The 19,535-nt window shown below is 63.6% G+C and carries 14 protein-coding genes; 13 read left to right on the top strand and 1 reads right to left on the bottom strand.

What is annotated here, in order from left to right; translation table 11 throughout:
• The 13 genes from N8H74_RS26765 to N8H74_RS26705 form a co-directional block, all read left to right on the top strand.
• Nucleotides 1–357, top strand: a 357-nt coding sequence (locus tag N8H74_RS26765; RefSeq protein WP_262151620.1) for a hypothetical protein, incomplete at its 5' end; no start/stop codon positions are given.
• A 271-nt stretch (nucleotides 358–628) separates the two neighbouring features.
• Nucleotides 629–2,212 carry a glycogen synthase GlgA gene (gene glgA / locus N8H74_RS26760; RefSeq protein WP_262151619.1) on the top strand — a complete coding sequence of 528 codons (1,584 nt, stop codon included), beginning with the start codon at nucleotides 629–631 and terminating at the stop codon, nucleotides 2,210–2,212.
• 18 nt (nucleotides 2,213–2,230) lie between these two features.
• Nucleotides 2,231–4,033 (top strand): malto-oligosyltrehalose trehalohydrolase, encoded by a 1,803-nt coding sequence (gene treZ / locus N8H74_RS26755; RefSeq protein ID WP_262151617.1) that lies wholly within the window; start codon nucleotides 2,231–2,233, stop codon nucleotides 4,031–4,033.
• Nucleotides 4,030–6,108, top strand: a complete 2,079-nt coding sequence (malQ, locus tag N8H74_RS26750; RefSeq protein ID WP_217832491.1) for a 4-alpha-glucanotransferase — start codon at nucleotides 4,030–4,032, stop codon at nucleotides 6,106–6,108. Before treZ ends, malQ begins: the two co-directional genes overlap by 4 nt.
• Entirely contained in the window at nucleotides 6,105–8,897 is a 2,793-nt protein-coding gene (locus N8H74_RS26745) for a malto-oligosyltrehalose synthase (protein ID WP_262151615.1), read from the top strand. Before malQ ends, N8H74_RS26745 begins: the two co-directional genes overlap by 4 nt.
• A gap of 21 nt (nucleotides 8,898–8,918) precedes the next feature.
• Nucleotides 8,919–9,236 carry a DUF2934 domain-containing protein gene (locus tag N8H74_RS26740; protein WP_262151613.1) on the top strand — a complete coding sequence of 106 codons (318 nt, stop codon included), beginning with the start codon at nucleotides 8,919–8,921 and terminating at the stop codon, nucleotides 9,234–9,236.
• A gap of 105 nt (nucleotides 9,237–9,341) precedes the next feature.
• A complete protein-coding gene (gene glgX, locus N8H74_RS26735) occupies nucleotides 9,342–11,501 on the top strand; it encodes a glycogen debranching protein GlgX (protein WP_262151612.1) in 2,160 nt (719 codons plus the stop codon).
• A 1-nt stretch (nucleotide 11,502) separates the two neighbouring features.
• Nucleotides 11,503–12,501 carry an acyl-CoA dehydrogenase gene (locus N8H74_RS26730; RefSeq protein ID WP_262151610.1) on the top strand — a complete coding sequence of 333 codons (999 nt, stop codon included), beginning with the start codon at nucleotides 11,503–11,505 and terminating at the stop codon, nucleotides 12,499–12,501.
• Nucleotides 12,498–13,256, top strand: a complete 759-nt coding sequence (locus N8H74_RS26725) for a PIG-L family deacetylase (RefSeq protein WP_262151608.1) — start codon at nucleotides 12,498–12,500, stop codon at nucleotides 13,254–13,256. The genes N8H74_RS26730 and N8H74_RS26725 overlap by 4 nt, the downstream gene beginning before the upstream one ends.
• Nucleotides 13,253–13,852, top strand: coding sequence for a nodulation S family protein (locus N8H74_RS26720; protein ID WP_262151606.1), 600 nt, complete (start codon nucleotides 13,253–13,255; stop codon nucleotides 13,850–13,852). Before N8H74_RS26725 ends, N8H74_RS26720 begins: the two co-directional genes overlap by 4 nt.
• Before the next feature lie 271 nt (nucleotides 13,853–14,123).
• The gene (locus N8H74_RS26715) at nucleotides 14,124–14,882 is read left to right on the top strand and encodes a PIG-L family deacetylase (RefSeq protein ID WP_262151604.1); all 759 of its coding nucleotides are present in this window, start codon (nucleotides 14,124–14,126) and stop codon (nucleotides 14,880–14,882) included.
• A 92-nt stretch (nucleotides 14,883–14,974) separates the two neighbouring features.
• Complete coding sequence (locus tag N8H74_RS26710; protein WP_217832499.1) at nucleotides 14,975–15,769, top strand: endonuclease/exonuclease/phosphatase family protein; 795 nt, start codon at nucleotides 14,975–14,977, stop codon at nucleotides 15,767–15,769.
• 383 nt (nucleotides 15,770–16,152) lie between these two features.
• On the top strand, nucleotides 16,153–17,223 hold the full coding sequence (locus tag N8H74_RS26705) for an autotransporter outer membrane beta-barrel domain-containing protein (protein WP_262151602.1): 1,071 nt from the start codon (nucleotides 16,153–16,155) through the stop codon (nucleotides 17,221–17,223).
• A 78-nt stretch (nucleotides 17,224–17,301) separates the two neighbouring features.
• On the opposite strand, the gene glgB is transcribed toward N8H74_RS26705, so the two are convergent.
• Entirely contained in the window at nucleotides 17,302–19,533 is a 2,232-nt protein-coding gene (glgB, locus tag N8H74_RS26700) for a 1,4-alpha-glucan branching protein GlgB (RefSeq protein ID WP_262151600.1), read from the bottom strand.
• Nucleotides 19,534–19,535: the final 2 nt, after the last annotated feature.

Here is a 19,535-nt window from a genome sequence, read left to right as displayed (position 1 = left end):
AAGCCTTTTGGGTTACCTTTTTGGCGTCTGAAAAAGGTGACTCGCCGTAAGGGCGAAACCGCCAGCCGCAACACCCACAAAAACGGATATTCACCCCAAACCCCAAACCCCAAGAGCCTGGCCGGCCCAAAGGCCGCCACCACCTACCCAAACACCCAATCAACAAACCTGCCCGCACCGCAACAGTGCAACCGCCCATCCGACGCGCACAAAAACATGACTACCCAGTCACCGTTTTGTCTCATTACCCCTGCTAAAACTGCACTTCGTCGGCGCATTCCCTCGTACAACCCACGATTTGCGCGGCCTGCAAGCCCATTGTCGAACAATTCATCCGATTGCCATGGCCCGCTCTAGGATCTGGCCTAGACTGGTTTTCGCGGGACGAAACCGACCGGTCACAAAGCGGAAAAATTATCGAAACTTTTGCTGATTGCGACGGGTCATCTGAAATACAAGGCCAACGCGACTGGTTCATTCCTTGCAACGGCCACTCCACCCATTCTGCTTGCGCGTGTTGGGTAGCGTTTGCTCACCGATGCGTGGCGCGTTTGCGCCCGGTCAAAGGATTTGGCCATGGACATCGCTTGTTCAAGACAAGAATCAGATCAATAGACGGGAGAGACATATGATCAGTGCGGCATTGGATATTCAGGGAGAGCGTGCTCACCAGGTTGGCGAATCGAGCACCATGAACGTACCCGACAGCCGATCGATCAACGTTCCCGCCAGCAAAGTGCTGACGCCGGTTGCCAGTCGGAATCGCAACAAGAAGAAAGTCCTGTTCGTGACCTCGGAAATCAACGATCTGGTAAAAACCGGCGGCCTGGGTGACGTCTCCGCCGCCCTGCCCAGGGCGATGGCCCATCTGCATGACGTGCGCGTGTTGATCCCCGGTTATCGCCAGGTGATGAACAGCGAAAACCCGATCCACATCATCGGCGAGCTGGGCGGTCACGCCGCGCTGCCACCGTGCAAGATCGGGCGCATGGACATGCCGGACGGCCTGGTGATCTACGTGCTGATCTGCCCCGAACTCTACGAGCGTGAAGGCTCGCCGTATGGCGCCAATAACGGCCGCGACTGGCCGGACAACCACATTCGCTTCGCCCGTCTGGGCCTGGCCGCCGCCGATATCGCCGCCAACCTCGCGCAAATCCACTGGTGCCCGGATCTGGTGCATGCACACGACTGGCCCGCCGGGCTGGCACCGGCCTACATGCACTGGCGCGGTCAGCGCACCCCGACCCTGTTCACCATTCATAACCTCGCCTATCAGGGCGTGACCAGCCTCGCTTCCTGCCCGGAGCTGGGCATCCCCGCCCATGCCCTGCAACAGGAAGGCATGGAGTTCTACGGCAAGATGTCGTTCCTCAAGGCCGGCATGGCTTATTCGAGCCACATCACCACGGTCAGCGCCACCTACGCCCAGGAAATCACCACCCCGGATTTCGGCTGCGGCCTGGACGGTTTCCTCGCCGCCAAGACCCATCAGGGTCTGCTCAGCGGGATTCCCAACGGCATTGACGAGAGCTGGGACGCCGCCACCGATCCGCACCTGTTCGCCCCGTTTGCCATTGGCGACTGGGACGGCAAGGCAATCAACGCCGCCCATGTTCGCCAGTTGTTCGGCCTGCACGACTCCACCGGCCCGTTGTTCGCCGTGGTGTCGCGACTGGTCTACCAGAAAGGCCTCGACCTGACCCAGGCGGTGTCCGAGTACATCGTGCAGAACGGTGGCCAGATTGCGATCATCGGTCGCGGCGAACCGGAAGAAGAACAGGCCATGCGCGAGCTGGCACTGCGCTTCCCCGGCCAGATCGGCGTGCGCATCGGCTTCAATGAAACCGACGCCCGGCGGATGTTCGCCGGCAGCGATTTCCTGCTGATGCCGTCGCGCTATGAACCCTGCGGCCTGAGCCAGATGTACGCCCAGCGTTTCGGCTCGTTGCCGGTGGCGCGCAACACCGGCGGGCTGGCCGACACCATCGAAAATGGCGTCACCGGGTTTCTGTTCGACGAGTCCACCGCCGAAAGCTACCGCGAAGCCCTGAGCCGCGCCTTCAAGGTCTTTGCCTTCCCCGAGCTGCTCAACGCCATGCGTTGCCGCGCCATGGCCGCGCCGTTCAACTGGTGCAAGGCAGTGGAACCCTACGCCGAACTCTACGAACAACTGGTCGCCAAGGCGCTGGGTAAATCACAACACAAATAAACCAGGGAGGTTTCCACCATGCCGTTACGGACACCTGAAAACTGGCCCCACGGCGCGATCATGCTGGACGACGCCCACACGCAATTCGCGTTGTGGGCGCCGGATGCGTTTTACGTCAGTGTCGAACTGGAAAACGGCCAATCCCTGCCGATGCTGCCCCAGGCTGATGGCTGGTTCGTGATCAAGGCGCGCTGCCCCGCCGGCAGCCTCTACCGCTACAACATCGACGGCGAACTGGAAGTGCCGGACCCCGCCTCCCGCGCACAGGACGGTGACCTCGACCGCCACAGCGTGGTGGTCGACCCCCACGCCTACACCTGGCGCCACAGCGCCTGGCACGGCCGGCCATGGAGCGAGGCGGTCATCTACGAACTGCATGTCGGCGCGCTGGGTGGTTTTGCCGAGGTCGAACAGCATCTGGCGCGGCTTGCCGGACTGGGCATCACCGCCATCGAACTGATGCCCCTTGCGCAATTCCCCGGCACACGCAATTGGGGCTACGACGGCGTTCTGCACTACGCGCCGCAGGCCTCCTACGGCAGCCCGGAACAACTCAAGCATTTGATCGATACCGCCCACGGCCATGGCCTGGCGGTGATTCTCGACGTCGTTTACAACCACTTCGGCCCCGACGGCAATTACCTGCATCGCTACGCCAAGGGCTTTTTCCGCGAGGACAAACACACGCCGTGGGGCGCGGCCATCGACTTCCGCCGCCGCGAAGTGCGCGACTTCTTCATCGAAAACGCCCTGATGTGGCTGCTCGAATACCGTTTCGACGGCCTGCGCCTGGACGCCGTACATGCCATCGACAGCGCGGACTTCCTGCCGGAGCTGGCGCAGCGTATCCGCCAGCAGATCGATCCGATGCGCCATGTCTGGCTGACCGTCGAGAACGAACACAACCAGGCCAGCCTGCTGGAAGAACACTACGACGCGCAGTGGAACGACGACGGCCATAATGCCCTGCATGTGCTGCTGACCGGTGAAACCGACGCCTATTACGCCGACTATGCCGAGCATCCGACCGAACAACTGGCCCGCTGCCTGAGCCAGGGTTTCGTGTTTCAGGGTCAGATCAACCGCCACGGCGAATCCCGCGGCGAGCCCAGCGAACACCTGCCCTCGACCGCATTTGTGCTGTTCCTGCAGAACCACGACCAGATCGGCAACCGGGCTTTCGGCGAGCGCCTGCATCAGTTGGCCGACCCTCGGGCACTCGACGCGGCCACGGTGCTGCTGTTGCTGTCGCCGATGATTCCGCTGCTGTTCATGGGCGACGAATATGCCGCCGAGCAACCGTTCCTGTTTTTCACCAGCCATCACGGTGAACTGGCGCAGTTGGTGCGCGAAGGCCGGCGCAACGAATTCGCCGCGTTCAGCGCCTTCAAGGATCCACACCAGCGCGAACGGATTCCCGACCCGAACGCCGAGCAGACCTTTCACGCCGCGCAACCGTCGCTGATCGGCGAAGGCAGCGTGAAGCAGCGACAGACGCTGGCGCTGTATCGAAAACTGCTGCAACTGCGCCACCGCCACATCATTCCCAACCTCTCCGGCACCCAGGCGCTGGGCGCGCAAGTGCTGGGTCATGGCGCGATCAGCGCGCGCTGGCGACTGGGCGATGGCAGCGAGCTGCGCATCGACCTGAACCTGGGCAACACGCCAGTGGTCAACCCTCCACGGGCCGACGCGGACTGGCTGTTGCGCCAACCGCCCGATGTCGAGCCGACGGATCAGGGCCTGCTCCCGCCGTATTGCGCGCTTGTCAGTCTCACGGCCGCAACCCCTTTGCACCTTCTGGATGGAGAGCGCCTATGAGCGATGCGCAACTGGAAATACTGGCGAGCCGGGCCGGCCTCGCCGTCGACTGGATCGACGCCAACGGCCGCCCGCAGAAAGTCGCCCCGGCGGTGCTGCGCAATGTCCTCACCGCCCTCGGCCATCCGGCCGGTTCGGCGCAGGAAATCGACGCCAGCCTGCAACAATTGCAACAAGCCCAACTGGATCGCCACCTGCCGCCCCTGTTGACCTGCGACGTCAACGTCGGCCTGGATCTGGCGCGCTATTTCGAGCCTGGCACGCCGTGCGAGATTCATCTGGAAGACGGTTCGCGCCTGAGCCTGAAACTCGACGACGCGGCCGTGTTGCCGGGACTGATTCCGGTGGGTTACCAGCACGTTCACATTGCCGATCAACAATTCACCCTGGCCGTGGCGCCCGAGCGCTGCTACAGCGTCGGTGACGCGGTCGACAGCCCGATCCCCCGCGCCTGGGGCCTGAGCGTGCAGCTCTACGGCCTGCGCCGCGCCGGTGACGGCGGTTTTGGCGACACCCAGGCCCTGGAGGAAATGGCCCGGGTCGCCGGCGAGCGCGGCGCTGATGCTCTGGCGATCAGCCCGCTGCACGCGATGTTCAGCGCCGACACCGGGCGCTACAGCCCCTACTCGCCCTCCAGCCGTCTGTTTCTCAATTCGCTGTACGCCGCGCCGGGCGCAATTCTTGGTGAGCGCGCCTTGCGCGATGCCATCGAATCCGCCGGTCTGGCCGAGACGTTCGGGCAACTGGAGGACTTGAGCCTGATCGACTGGCCGCGCGCCGCCGATGCCAAGCAAAAACTCCTGCAAGCGCTGTACGAAGGCTTTGTCAGCGGCGACCACCCGCTGCACCCGGACTTCGCCAGCTTCCGCCATGCCGGCGGCGAAGCCCTGGAAAACCACTGCCGTTTCGAAGCGATTCAGGAAATGCGCGCGGTCCGTGGCGAAAACCTCGACTGGCGCGAATGGCCGGAACACTGGCACGACCCACGGGGCGCGGCACTCGGCGCCTTCGCCGAGGAATATGCCGAGCGCATCGGCTACTTCGCCTTTTGCCAATGGCTGATCCATCGCTGCCTGGAACGCGCGCAAACCGCGGCCCGCAGCGCCGGCATGGGCATCGGCCTGATCGCCGATCTGGCGGTCGGTGCCGACGGTGCCGGCAGTCAGGCCTGGAGTTTCCAGGATGAGTTGCTGGCCTCGCTGACGGTCGGCGCGCCGCCGGACATCCTCAACCGCTCCGGCCAGGGCTGGGGGATTTCTGCGTTTTCTCCGGAAGGTCTGGTGCGCAACGGCTTTCGCGCGTTCATCGACATGCTGCGCGCCAACTTCGCCCATGCCGGCGGCTTGCGCATCGACCATGTGATGGGCCTGCAACGGCTGTGGGTGATCCCCAACGGCGCCATTCCGGCCGATGGCGCTTACCTGTATTACCCGGTGGACGACCTGCTGCGGCTGCTGACCCTCGAATCCCACCGGCATCAGGCAATCGTGCTCGGCGAAGACCTCGGCACCGTGCCCGACGGCCTGCGGGAAAAACTGGTCGCCCGCGCCATGCTCGGCATGCGCGTGCTGTTGTTCGAACAAGACAATACTTACTTCAAGCCGATTCTCGACTGGCCGGACAACGCCCTCGCCACCACCAGCACCCATGACCTGCCGACGCTCAATGGCTGGTGGCATGGCCGCGACATCGACTGGAATGCGCGACTGGGGCTGATCGACGCCAATGGCGAAATCGAATGGCGGCGTCATCGCGAGCGTGAGCGCGACGGCCTGCGCGGTGCGCTGAGCCAGGACCCGCAGAACTTTCGCGAGGAGTCCCACGAAGCCGACCAGGTGGTCGACGCCGCCGTGCGCTTCCTCGGCCATACCCGCGCGCCACTGGTGCTGTTGCCGCTGGAGGATGCGCTGGGCCTCAACGAGCAGGCCAACCTCCCCGGCACCATCGACACCCACCCGAACTGGTCGCGACGTTTGCCCGGCACTGCCGAAACCCTGCTCGATGGCATCGACGCGGCGCGGCGTCTGGAATTGCTGGCCTGCGCGCGCCTTCAGGCTGCCGAGCGTGACCGATGAGTGAGCTGCTGATTACGCCGCTGCGCGCCACCCTGCGCCTGCAATTTCACAAGGGCTTCACCCTCGACCAAGCCGTGCCGCTGGTGCCGTACTTCGCCCGGCTCGGCATCAGCCATGTCTACGCTTCGCCATTGCTCGCCGCCCGCGCGGGTTCCATGCACGGCTACGATGTGGTCGACCCGGCCCGGGTCAACCCGGAACTTGGCGGCGAACTGGCGTTGCGTCGATTAGTGGCGAGCCTGCGCGAACACGGCATGGGACTGATCGTCGACATCGTCTCCAATCACATGGCCGTCGGCGGCGGTGACAACCCGTGGTGGCTCGACTTGCTCGAATGGGGCCGGCTCAGTCCCTACGGCGAGTTTTTCGACATTCAATGGCACTCCCCCGACCCGCTGATGGAGGGCCAATTGCTCCTGCCGTTCCTCGGCAGCGACTACGGCGCCGCCTTGCAGGACGGCGCCCTGCCACTGTGCTTCAACGCCGAGGGCGGGACGTTCCACGTCGAGCATTACGAGCATCACTTCCCGATCTGCCCCAGCGATTACGGCGAACTGCTCAGGCCTGACGACACCCTTTCAGGCGAAGCGGCGGATCAACTCAAGGCCCTGGCCGAGCGTTTCAGTACCCTGAGCTACCAGACCGACGCCCATTCCCTGGCGGGTCCGCTCAAGGAAGAACTGGCACAACGGGCAAGCGACCCGCCGATCCTGCATGCCATCCTGCGCAATCTGGCCCTCTACGATTCGAAGACCGAAGCCGGTTTCGCCCGTCTGCATCAACTGCTGGAACGCCAGAGTTACCGGGTGGCGAGCTGGCGCACCGCCGCCGATGACATCAACTGGCGGCGCTTCTTCGACGTCAATGAACTCGGTGGTTTGCGGGTCGAGCGGCCCGCCGTGTTCGAAGCCACCCACGGCAAGATTTTCCAGTTGATCGGCGAAGGCCTGATCGACGGCCTGCGCATCGACCACATCGATGGCCTCGCCGACCCGCGCGGCTACTGCCGCAAGTTGCGTCGTCGCCTCGACGCGCTGGCGCCGGGGCGGCACCTGCCGATCTACGTCGAAAAGATCCTCGGCGAAGGCGAAACCCTGCACGCCGACTGGGCGGTGGATGGCAGCACCGGTTACGAATTCATGAATCAGTTGGCGTTGCTGCAACATGACCCGGCGGGCGAAGCGGTGCTGGGAGAGCTGTGGCAACGTCTCGCCGAGCGCCCCGCCGCGTTTGCCGAAGAAGCCCGGCTGGCACGCCAGCAGATTCTCAACGGCTCGCTCGCCAGCGATTGCGAAAGCGTCGCCCAGGCATTATTGCAAGTGGCGCGGGACGACCTGATGACCCGCGACCTGACCCTCGGCGCAATCCGCCGGGTGTTGCAGGCATTGATCGTGCATTTCCCGGTGTATCGCACCTACATCAGCGCCATGGGCCGCTCGGCCCAGGACGAGGTGTTTTTCCAGCGGGCGATGGACGGTGCACGGCAGAGTCTCGGCGAAGGCGACTGGCCGGTGCTCGACTGCGTGGCCGGCTGGCTTGGCGGCCATCCGTGGCGCCGCAAGCCGCGCGGGCGCTCGCGCAAGCTGCTCAAACATGCCTGCGTGCGCTTCCAGCAACTGACCTCGCCGGCCGCCGCCAAAGCCGTGGAAGACACCGCGCTGTACCGCTCGGCGGTGCTGCTGTCACGCAACGACGTCGGCTACAACACCGAACAGTTCAGCGCGCCGGTCAGTGATTTCCATGAGGTTTGCCAGCAACGCCTGACGAGCTTCCCCGACAATCTGCTGACCACCGCCACCCACGACCACAAACGCGGCGAAGACACCCGCGCGCGCCTCGCCGTGCTGAGCGAACGCAGCACCTGGTACGTCGAGCAGATCGGCTTGTGGCACGTCCTCGCCAGGCCCCTGCGTGAGGACGATCAGGCGCCGTCCTTCGGCGACGAGTTGATTCTGTTCCAGGCGCTGCTCGGCAGTTGGCCGCTGCACTTGCGCGATGACGATCAGGACGGCTTTACCGAGTACGCCCGGCGAATCTGGCAGTGGCAGCAAAAGGCGCTGCGCGAGGCCAAATTGCAAAGCAGTTGGAGCGCGCCGAACGAAGCTTATGAACAAGCGGTGCAGGCCTTCACCGAACGTCTGCTGCTAAGCCGCGAAGGAGCGCTGCTGCGGGGCAAACTGGCGGAGGCGGTCAACAGCATCGCAGCGGCCGGGGCACTCAACGGTCTGGCGCAAACCTTGCTGCGCATGACCGTACCGGGCATTCCCGATCTGTATCAGGGCAACGAGTTCTGGGATTTCAGTCTGGTCGATCCGGACAACCGCCGGCCGGTGGATTACCCCGCTCGGGAACAGGCCTTGCGCGCTGTCGCTCCGCTGCCGGAGCTGCTGGCGAACTGGCGCGACGGGCGCATCAAACAGGCGCTGATCGCGCAGGTGCTGAACCTGCGCGCCGAACACACGGAGTTGTTTCGCCGCGGCTCGTACCAGGCCCTCGAGGTGCTGGGCAGCCAGGCGCACAACGTGCTCGCGTTTACCCGCGAGCATGGGGAGCAACGGGTCATCGTGATTGTGCCGATCCGTTGCGCGACGTTGCTGGAAAACGGTGCCGTGCCTCAGGTGGATGCGCTGCGTTGGGGCGATACGCGGGTGGTTCTACCGTTCGCCGCTTGCGACGCAAATCTGAAGGGACTTTTTTCCAGCCGCGCAGTCACAAAAAACAGGGAGCTGGAAGTCAGCGCCGCGCTGGGGGATTTCCCGGTCAATCTGTTTATCTTGCAAGAGCATTGAGTTCAGTTCAGGAGCATTGCGATGAGTACCGACGATAAACGCATCCGCGAATTCGCCTATCAGATCTGGGAATCCGAAGGTAAACCCGAAGGTCACGAAGCCCGCCACTGGGAGATGGCGCGCAAACTGGCCGAAGCTGAAGCGCTGGCCCCGAAGAAACCGCCAAAGGCTGCGGGCAGCAAGACGGCAAACGGCAAGGCCAGCGAGCCCAAGGCCGCCGCCGCAAAACCCAAGGCGACGACGAAGGCCAAGCCAGTCGGCGCCGCCAAAGTGCTGCCCCCGGGCGAGAAAGCCGCCGAGAAAAAGCCCCGCGCACCACGCAAGCCGCCGGCGGTCTGACGCTTCTCCTCTCTTTGAATTGAATCAAACGTGTGGCGGGTTTACCCGCCACCAGGACTCGCTCGCCCTCGGAAAACAGACCCAAACGATTTTGCAGGAGCAATCATGACCCAACCGAAGAAAGCCGAACCCGCACCGCACGCCGAGCCTTCGAGAATCCGTGAAGGCCTGCCCTTCCCGCTCGGCGCGACCTGGGATGGTCTGGGGGTGAACTTTGCGCTGTTTTCCGCCAACGCCACCAAGGTCGAACTGTGTATTTTCGACGATGCCGGCGAAGTCGAACTCGAACGCATCGAGTTGCCGGAATACACCGACGAAATCTTTCACGGCTACCTGCCCGACGCGCATCCGGGACTGGTCTACGGCTACCGCGTCCATGGCCCATACGACCCGGCCAACGGCCACCGCTTCAACCCCAACAAACTGCTGATCGACCCTTACGCCAAACAGTTGGTCGGCAAGTTGAAATGGTCGGAAGCGCTGTTCGGCTACACCATTGGCCACCCCGACGCCGACCTCAGTTTCGACGAGCGCGACAGCGCGCCCTTCGTCCCTAAATGCAAGGTCATCGACCCGGCGCACACCTGGGGCAACGACCATCGCGTCAGCGTGCCGTGGGACAAGACGATCATTTATGAAACCCACGTGCGCGGGATCAGCATGCGCCACCCCTCGGTGCCGGAAAACGTCCGTGGCACCTTCGCCGGGCTGATGGTCGACGACGTGCTCGAACACATTCGCAAGCTCGGCGTCTCGTCGGTGGAATTGCTGCCGATCCACGCCTTCGTCAACGACCAGCACCTGTTGCACAAGGGCATGACCAACTACTGGGGCTACAACAGCATCGCGTTTTTCGCCCCGGACCCGCGTTATCTGGCGAGCGGCAAGATCGCCGAGTTCAAGGAGATGGTCGCGCACCTGCACGAAGCCAATCTCGAAGTGATTCTTGACGTGGTCTACAACCACACCGCCGAGGGCAACGAACAAGGCCCGACCCTGTCCATGCGCGGCATCGACAACGCCTCGTACTACCGGCTGATGCCCGACGACAAGCGCTTCTACATCAACGATTCCGGCACCGGCAACACCCTCGACCTGAGCCACCCGTGCGTACTGCAAATGGTCACCGACTCGTTGCGTTACTGGGCCAGCGAAATGCACGTCGACGGCTTCCGCTTCGACCTGGCGACCATTCTCGGGCGCTATCACGACGGCTTCGACGAACGCCACAGCTTCCTCGTCGCCTGCCGCCAGGACCCGGTGCTGCGCCAGGTGAAGATGATTGCCGAACCCTGGGACTGCGGCCCCGGCGGCTATCAGGTGGGCAACTTCCCGCCGGGGTGGGTGGAGTGGAACGACAAGTTCCGCGACACCGTGCGCGCGTTCTGGAAAGGCGATGAAGGCCAACTCGCCGACTTCGCCGCACGGATGACAGCCTCCGGTGAAATGTTCAACCAGCGCGGCCGCCGGCCGTATGCGTCGGTCAATTTCGTCACCGCCCACGACGGCTTCACCCTCAATGACCTGGTGTCCTACAACGACAAGCACAACGAGGCCAACGACGAGAACAATCAGGACGGCAGCAACAACAACCTGTCGTGGAACCACGGCGTCGAAGGCCCCACCGACGATCCGGAAATCAACGCGCTGCGCCATCGGCAGATGCGCAACTTCTTCGCCACCCTGCTGCTGGCCCAGGGCACGCCGATGCTGGTGGCCGGCGACGAGTTCGCCCGCACCCAGGACGGCAACAACAACGCCTACTGTCAGGACAGCGAGATCGGCTGGGTCAACTGGGACCTGAGCGAGGACGGCAAGGCCCTGCTCAAGTTCGTCAAACGCCTGATCAAGCTGCGCCTGACCTACCCGATCCTGCGGCGCGGGCGCTTCGTGGTCGGCGAATACAACGAGGACATCGGGGTCAAGGACGTGACCTGGCTGGCGCCGGATGGCACCGAGATGACCACCGAACACTGGCACGACGCGCACAACCGCTGCCTCGGCATGCTGCTCGATGGCCGCGCCCAGGAAACCGGGATTCGCCGCAAAGGCGCCGACGCCACGCTGCTGCTGGTGGTCAACGCCCATCACGACATCGTCAATTTCAGGTTGCCGGAAGTGCCCGAGGGCAGCTTCTGGACCTGCATGATCGACACCAACCAGCCGTCGATCCGGGGTCAGGAACGCTTTGAGTTCGGGCATGAATATTCGGTCACCGGGCGCTCGCTGCTGCTGTTCGAACTGCAACGCGAAGACGAGGACTGACATGGATCTGCATGAATATCTGCGCGAGCGCCCGCCGGACTTTGCCGACACCGAAGCCCTTGGGCGCGGTCTGCGGGAAATGGTCGAGGCCGGCCTCGATCAACTGCCGCTGCCCGGCAGCGGTCACACGCTGGAACGTTTTCAGCGCCTGGCCGAGGTCGGCGGCCATGACCTGGGGTTGTGCAAACTCTACGAGGGCCACACCGACGCGCTGGCAATCATCCAGCAGCTCGGCGGCTCGCCGACACCCGGCAGCACCTGGGGGATGTGGGCGGCAGAACCGCCGCAAGCACGGGTCAAGGTCAGCCCGAGCGGGCACATGGTCATGCTGAACGGGCGCAAGGCCTGGTGCTCCGGCGCCGCCGTGCTCAGCCATGCGCTGCTGACGGCCTGGGATGAAGAAGGCCGCCAGCAACTGGTGGCCGTGGCCCTCGATCAGCCCGGCGTGCGCATCACCGATCAGGGCTGGCAAGCCGTCGGCATGGTTGCCACCGGCAGCGTCGAGGTGCTGTTCGACGGCGCCGAGGGCCAGGCCATCGGCAACCCCGGCGATTACCTGCAACGGCCGGGTTTCTGGCAAGGCGCAATCGGCATCGCCGCCTGCTGGTACGGCGCCGCGCAGCAGATCGCCGAACGCCTGCGCCGACACGGCGGGCAACGCGAAGAACCCCACGCCCTCGCCCATCTCGGTGCCGTCGACAGTGCCTTGCAGGCGGCGGCCGCCGTGCTGCGCTTCAGCGCCCTGCACATCGATACCCATCCCGAGGCCGATGCCGAACTGCTGGCCCGCCGTGCGCGGGCGGTGGTCGAGTACTCTGCCGAGCAGGTCATGCGTGACGTCGGCCGCGCCCTCGGGGCCGGGCCGTTCTGTCAGGATCGTCACTTCGCCCGCCTGAGCGCCGACCTGCCGGTGTTCCTGCGGCAAAGCCACGCCGAGCGCGATCTCGCCGTCCTCGGCCAATTGATTGCCGGCCAGCCCGGCGAGACATGGACGTTATGAAAACCAATCCGATCGTCGGTCAGGGTACGACCCTGCACCAGTGGCAAGGCTCGCGGCATCTGGCGGAACTGGACAGCATCGACATTCTCAGCCTGGTGCCGCCGGGGTGCCGCGCGGTCATCATCGCACCGCACCCGGACGACGAAGTGCTGGGTTGCGGCGGCCTGCTGCAACTGCTCGCCGCCGCTGGGCGTTCGCTGCAACTGATTTCAGTCACCGATGGCAGCGCCAGCCATCCCGGTTCCGACCGCTGGCCGGTGGAGCGCCTGAGCGTGGTTCGTCCGCAGGAATCGGCCGAAGCCCTGCGCCGCCTCGGCCTGCCGATGCACCGTTTGCAATGGCTGCGCGGCGGCTTCGATGACACTCGGGTGGCGGCTCAGGAGGAGCAACTGCGCGACTTCATCGAGCGCTACCTGCGGCCGACCGACGTGATTTTCACCACCTGGAGCGAGGACGGTCATTGCGACCATGAAGCCTGCGGCCGGGCCGGTGCCGAAGCGGCCCGGCGCGTCGGTGCGCGCTGCCATGAACTGCCGGTCTGGACCTGGCATTGGGCAACCCCCGAAGACGCGTTCGTGCCGTGGCAACGGGCGCGCAAGATTGCCCTGACGCCGGCGCAGGTCGCCCGCAAGCGCCACGCCGTGCACGCCTTCGCCAGCCAGTTGGAGGGCGACCCCGAGGCGGGCCTGGGGCCGGTGCTGGCGCCCTATGTGCTGGATCGCCTGCTGCAACCGTTCGAAGTGGTGTTTCTGTGAGTGTCGAGGATCGCTATTTCGACGGTCTGTACGCCGGCAGCGATGATCCGTGGGCGTTTCGTCAGCGCTGGTACGAGCAGCGCAAACGCGCCATCACCCTCGCCGCCCTGCCACGCCCGCGTTATCGGTCGATCTTCGAACCCGGTTGCGCCAACGGTGAGCTGAGCGGCGAACTGGCGCAGCGTTGCGATCGCCTGTTGTGCTGCGACACCGCGACCGCTGCCGTGCAACTGGCGCAAATCCGCTTGAGCCCGTTCGACCATGCGCACGTCGAGCAAAGGCGCCTGCCTGCGGAGTGGCCGGAGGAAAAATTCGACCTGATCGTATTTAGCGAAATCGGCTACTACCTCGATAGCGCGGATCTGACAGCCGCGATCCAGCACATCGCCGACTCGCTCACGGCTGACGGTCAATTGCTGGCCTGCCACTGGCTACCGCCGATCGACGGCTGCCCGTTGAATGCCCGCCAGGTTCACGACCGGATCCACGAAACCCTGGGGTTGCCGCGGCTGGTGTTGCATCAGGAGGCGGATTTCATTCTGGAAATCTGGAGCCGCGAGCCACGGTCGGTGGCGGCGCTGGAAGGTTTGCGCTGAACGATGCGTCTGACGGGCAAAATCTCCTGTAATTGTTATGCAGGGGAAAGTTTTTACAGCCCCGTGCGAATTCAGCCACAGGTTGAATAAAAAAAAACGGATCAGTTCGATCTGCGACGCGACGAACCGCGTGTCTTGAGCAATACTCTGCGTCGCGGCAATCCAGGGTCAGGAGCGCCGCACGACGATCAATTCGCCTTCAAGGGGTTCGGCACGTCCAGCGGTCATGGCGTGCGCGACCGAAGGCAGACAACACAAGGACGTATCCATCATGAAACCGTTTCCCCTGAGTGAAAGCAGCCTGCCGGCGCAAATCTGGAACAGCGCTGCGCAACTCGACAATATCCCCGTCATCAACACCCACAGCCTGGTCCCTGCCGGTGCCCGCGCGGTGGTCATCGCTCCGCACCCCGGTGATGAAGTGGTGACCTGCGGCGGCTTGCTGCAACTGCTGTCCAGCCTCGGCCACCCGCTGCAACTGCTGTCGATCACCGACGGCAGCGCCAGTCACCCCGGTTCGCGGCAGTGGTCGGAAAAACGCCTGAGCGTGTTCCGTCCCCAGGAAAGCGTCGAAGCCCTGCGGCGCCTGGGCTTGCCGATGCACAGCCTGAAATGGGTGCGCGGCGGTTTCACCGACAACGCCCTGAACGATCAGGAAGAGCCCCTGACGGAATTCATCGGCCGCTATCTGCGCCCCGGCGACGTGGTGTTCAGCACCTGGCGCGAGGACGGCAGCGACGACCATGAAGTGGTCGGCCGCGCCAGCGCCAAGGCCGCACAGCAGATCGGCGCCACCTATCACGACGTGCCGGTCTGGGCCTGGCACTGGCCAGAGCGCGATCAGGAGCTGATTCCCTGGCATCGGGCACGCAAGCTGCGCCTGGACACCTGGACTGTCGCGCGCAAGAGCCACGCCACCCACGCCTACGCCAGCCAGTTGAACGGCGAACCGGCCATCGGCATCGCGCCGCTGCTGCCCCGGGTGATTCTGGAGCGCATGCGCCTGCCCTATGAAATCGTCTTCGTCTGAACAGCTACAGTGAGGGTTGCGGCGATTGCAACTGAACTGCGCGGTCACCCATCAGTCGCATGGAAAGGCAGTCATGATTCAGAGGAGCGAACGTGTCCAGCGATCCGAAGCGCCACGCCGAGGCGCAACCCTTGAACCCGTCGACCATCCATCGCCTGCGGGTCCTGACGGTCAACACCCACAAGGGATTCACCGCGCTCAATCGCCGTTTCATTCTCCCGGAGCTGCGCGAAGCGGTACGCAGCACGTCGGCCGACCTGGTGTTTCTCCAGGAAGTGGTGGGTGAGCATGAACGGCACTCGAGCCGTTACAACGAATGGCCGCAGACTTCGCAATACGAATTCCTCGCCGACAGCATGTGGAGCGATTTCGCCTACGGGCGCAACGCGGTCTATCCCGATGGCCATCACGGCAACGCGCTGCTGTCCAAATACCCGATCCGCGAATACCGCAACCTCGACGTCTCGATCACCGGTCCCGAGCGCCGTGGGTTGTTGCATTGCGTCCTGGATGTGCCGGGCCACACCGAAGTCCATGCGATCTGCGTGCACCTGAGCTTGCTGGAAAGCCATCGGCAATTGCAGTTGCAATTGCTCTGTCAGTTGCTCGAATCCCTGCCCGACGACGCCCCGGTGATCATTGCCGGCGACTTCAATGACTGGCAGCTTCAGGGCAATCAGGCCCTTTCGCGCCGCGACTATCTGCACGAAGCCTTCGAACGCCACCACGGGCGTCCGGCCAAGACTTACCCGGCACGTTTTCCGCTGCTGCGCCTGGACCGCATCTACCTGCGCAACGCCAGCAGCCATGACCCAAAGATCCTCGGCAACAAGCCGTGGACGCATCTGTCGGATCATTTGCCGCTGGCCGTCGAAGTGCATCTTTGAGAGCAGTTTTGACAGCAGCCCGCGCCGTCTCCAGCCATCGTCCAAAGCTCTGCCCATCGACCGATTGTCGGCGGCGCAACGTCTCTGCCTCGGGGGTCGCGGCGCGTTTTTCCCTGCAAACAAGAACTTAGATATGTGCAGAAAAACAAACGCTTGCATCGGGTATTTTGCTCATACCGCTTATCGTCCAATTTCTTGACGCAGTGTCAACGGTCTTCTTAGCTCTAGCGTACTACCCCCGGAAAAACACTTGGGGCCAGCCTTCGGACGCTCGCAAAACGGGCGGCTGAGGTCTTGCCTCGCTCCATTCGGTCGCCCCTCATTCGGGGTAGGAGAGACGCCAAATCGAGATACCGCATGCGATTGCTGCAAGGTAGACCTCCATGAGAACCTCACTCACCCAACACGAGATCAAAATCACTTTCTGCACCGTTTCAAGCTCCCTTCTGCTGTGCTCATCCATGGAGGCGCAGGCCGGCCCTGTGGCGGATGAGACGACACCCTGGTATCGAGCGGACGTGCCGGTCATGACCTTGCCGGCCACGGTCATCACGCCCGGCCCACAGCGTTTCAGCCCCCGCCCCGACTTGCAGGGCAGCAATCTCATCACCGAAGACCTGGCCCCCGGCGCCTGGGAACGCCTTTACGGGCAAAGCTCACGCCAGGCGCAAATCGATGTGCTCAGCCCCACTCTGGCGATTCCCGGCACGGGCGATTTCAAAGGCCCGGCGATCATGACCCTGCAAAGCAGCAGCGGCCACACCCAACAGATCGGGTTGATCGGCGGGGTCACCCAGATTCAGGGCAACAGCAACGGTTTGATCGCCACCCGCGCGCTCACCGATCCGACCACCGACACACTGAACATCCAGGGCCAGAGCCTCGGTGCCTATTACAGCCTGACCGGACCCCAGGGCTGGCACGTCGACCTGTCGGCCAGCGGTGGCCGGGTCAGCGGTTTCAGCCGTAACGAACAAGGCGCACGGCTGGCGACCGAGGGCAGCGCGATGACCCTGTCGGTGGAAGGTGGCTTTCCGATCGGATTGACCGAAAACTGGGTGGTGGAACCCCAGGCGCAATTGATCAATCAGCGCATCACCCTCGACACGCCCTACGCGGGCTCGGGCAACGCTTCATCCAGCGATATTTCATCGTGGAGCGGCCGGGTCGGTGCGCGCTTGAAAGGCAGTTACGATCTCAATGGCCTGCCGGTCGAGCCTTACGTCAGGACCAACCTGTGGCACACGGTCTACACCGGCAACACGGTGACACTGGATCAGGTGGACAAGATCAGCAGCAGCCGCAAGTCCTCCACCGTCGAACTGGGCCTGGGCCTGGTGGCGCGGGTGACACCGACGGTGAGCCTGTACGTCAGCGCCGATTACAGCAGCGATGTGGATGACAATGATCTGAACGGGTTGATCGGCAGTCTCGGCGTGCGGATGCGGTGGTGAGGAAAAATACTCAAGCCACACCGAAGTCCTCTCAATGGGGGAGCGGGAAAGCCAGCTCCCCCATTGAGATCCGGTGAATCAACCCTCAGGCTTGAGGATCAACACCGCCAACGGCGGCAGATTCAGCTCCAGTGACAACGCCTGGCCATGACTCGGCACCTCGTCGGCAAACGCCCCGCCACCATTGCCATAATTGGAGCCGGCATAGGTGTCGGCATCACTGTTGAACAATTCTTTCCAGCGCCCGGCAAACGGTACACCGACCCGATAAGCCTGACGCGGCACCGGGGTGAAGTTGGCGACCACCAGCACCGGCGTGCCCTCCTTGCTCCAGCGCAGCCAGGCGTAAACGCTGTTGATCGCGTCATCGCCAATCAGCCACTGGAAGCCCTGCGGCGCATCGTCCTGCTCGTGCAGCGCCGGTTCCTCGCGGTACAGACGGTTCAAGTCACCCACCAGTTTCTGCACGCCTTTGTGTTCCGAGTACTGCAGCAGATACCAGTCCAGTTGCTGGTCGTGATTCCACTCGCGCCACTGGCCGAATTCGCAGCCCATGAACAACAGTTTCTTGCCGGGATGAGTCCACATGAAGCTCAGGTAGGCACGCAGGTTGGCGAACTTTTGCCAGCGGTCGCCGGGCATCTTGTCGATCAGCGAGTGCTTGCCGTGGACCACTTCGTCGTGGGAAATCGGCAGGATGAAACGCTCGGACCAGGCGTAGACCAGGCCGAAACTCAGCTCGTTGTGATGATGGGCGCGGTACACCGGGTCCTGCTGGATGTAATGCAGCGAATCGTGCATCCAGCCCATGTTCCATTTGTAGGCGAACCCGAGGCCACCCTGCTGGGTACTCTGACTGACACCGGGCCACGCCGTGGACTCTTCGGCGATGACCAGGGCGCCCGGCGCTTCCAGCGCCACCACGTCATTGAGGTGTCGAAGGAAGTCGATGGCTTCCAGGTTTTCCCGTCCGCCATGGCGGTTCGGCACCCACTCCCCGGCCTTGCGCGAATAGTCGCGATAAAGCATCGAGGCCACCGCGTCGACCCGCAAGCCGTCGACGTGGAAATGCTTCAACCAGTGCAGCCCCGATGCCAGCATGTAGCCATGCACCTCGGTGCGGCCGAGGTTGTAGATCAGCGTGTCCCAATCCTGATGAAAGCCCTCCAGCGGGTTGCCGTACTCATACAACGCCGTGCCGTCGAACTGCGCCAGTCCGTGGGTATCGGTCGGAAAATGCGCCGGCACCCAGTCAAGGATGACGCCGATTTCTGCCTGGTGGCAGGCGTTGACGAACGCCGCAAACTCGTCCGGCGAACCGTAACGCGCACTCGGCGCGAATTGTGACAGCAACTGATAACCCCACGAGCCGCCAAACGGATGCTCCATGATCGGCATCAGTTCGATGTGAGTGAAACCCAGCTCCTTCACATACGGAATCAGACGCTCGGCCAGCTCGGGCCAGGTGTATTGCCGGGCCACTTCACCCAGATCATCCAGCTCGCATTGCCAGGAGCCCGCGTGCAGTTCATAGATCGACAGCGGCGCCGAATGCCGCTGACGCTCGACGCGCCCGCTCATCCAGTCCTGATCCTGCCAGTCGATTTGCAATGGCGAGGCGACCTTCGAGGCGGTGTCCGGCGGCAGGCTGGTGGCCAGCGCCATCGGATCGGCCTTCAACGGCAGGATGCCGTGCTGGCCGAGAATCTCATACTTGTACAGATCCCCCGCTTGCAGACGCGGAATGAACAATTCCCAGACCCCGGACGGATGCCGCGCGCGCATCGGATGGCGGCGGCCGTCCCAGACGTTGAAATCGCCCACCACCGACACCCGCTTGGCATTCGGCGCCCACACGGCAAAGCGCACGCCGTCAACGCCGTCGACGGTTTTCAATTGCGCACCGAGGCAACTGCTCAGGTCGCGGTGATTGCCTTCGGCGAACAGGTACAAATCCATTTCACCGAGCAACTGGCCGAAGCTGTAGGGATCTTCCGCGACCTGCTCGCCACCGGCCCAGCGCGTGCGCAAAAGATACGGCCGCGCCTGCTCGAAATGGCCGACGAACAGCCCTGGCGTTTCCGTCTGTTCCAGCGGGCCGCGCTCTTCACCGGTGTCCTTGTCCAGGACCGAAACGCTCAACGCACCGGGCAGATAGGCACGAATGAATTGCCCGCCGACGCCATCGGCATGGGGACCGAGAACGGAAAACGGATCGTGGTGTTCAGCCCGTACCAGGGCGTCGATGTCCCGGGGCTTGGGCAACAATCGTTCTTTGACGTGACCCTGTTCCTTGTTCGAGAAACTCATGA

The sequence above is a fragment of the Pseudomonas sp. B2M1-30 genome (assembly GCF_025447575.1).
Taxonomy (GTDB): Bacteria; Pseudomonadota; Gammaproteobacteria; order Pseudomonadales; family Pseudomonadaceae; genus Aquipseudomonas; species Aquipseudomonas botevensis.
The sequence above is the reverse complement of the archived record's forward strand: the minus strand, read 5'-3'. Positions and strand labels throughout refer to the sequence as shown.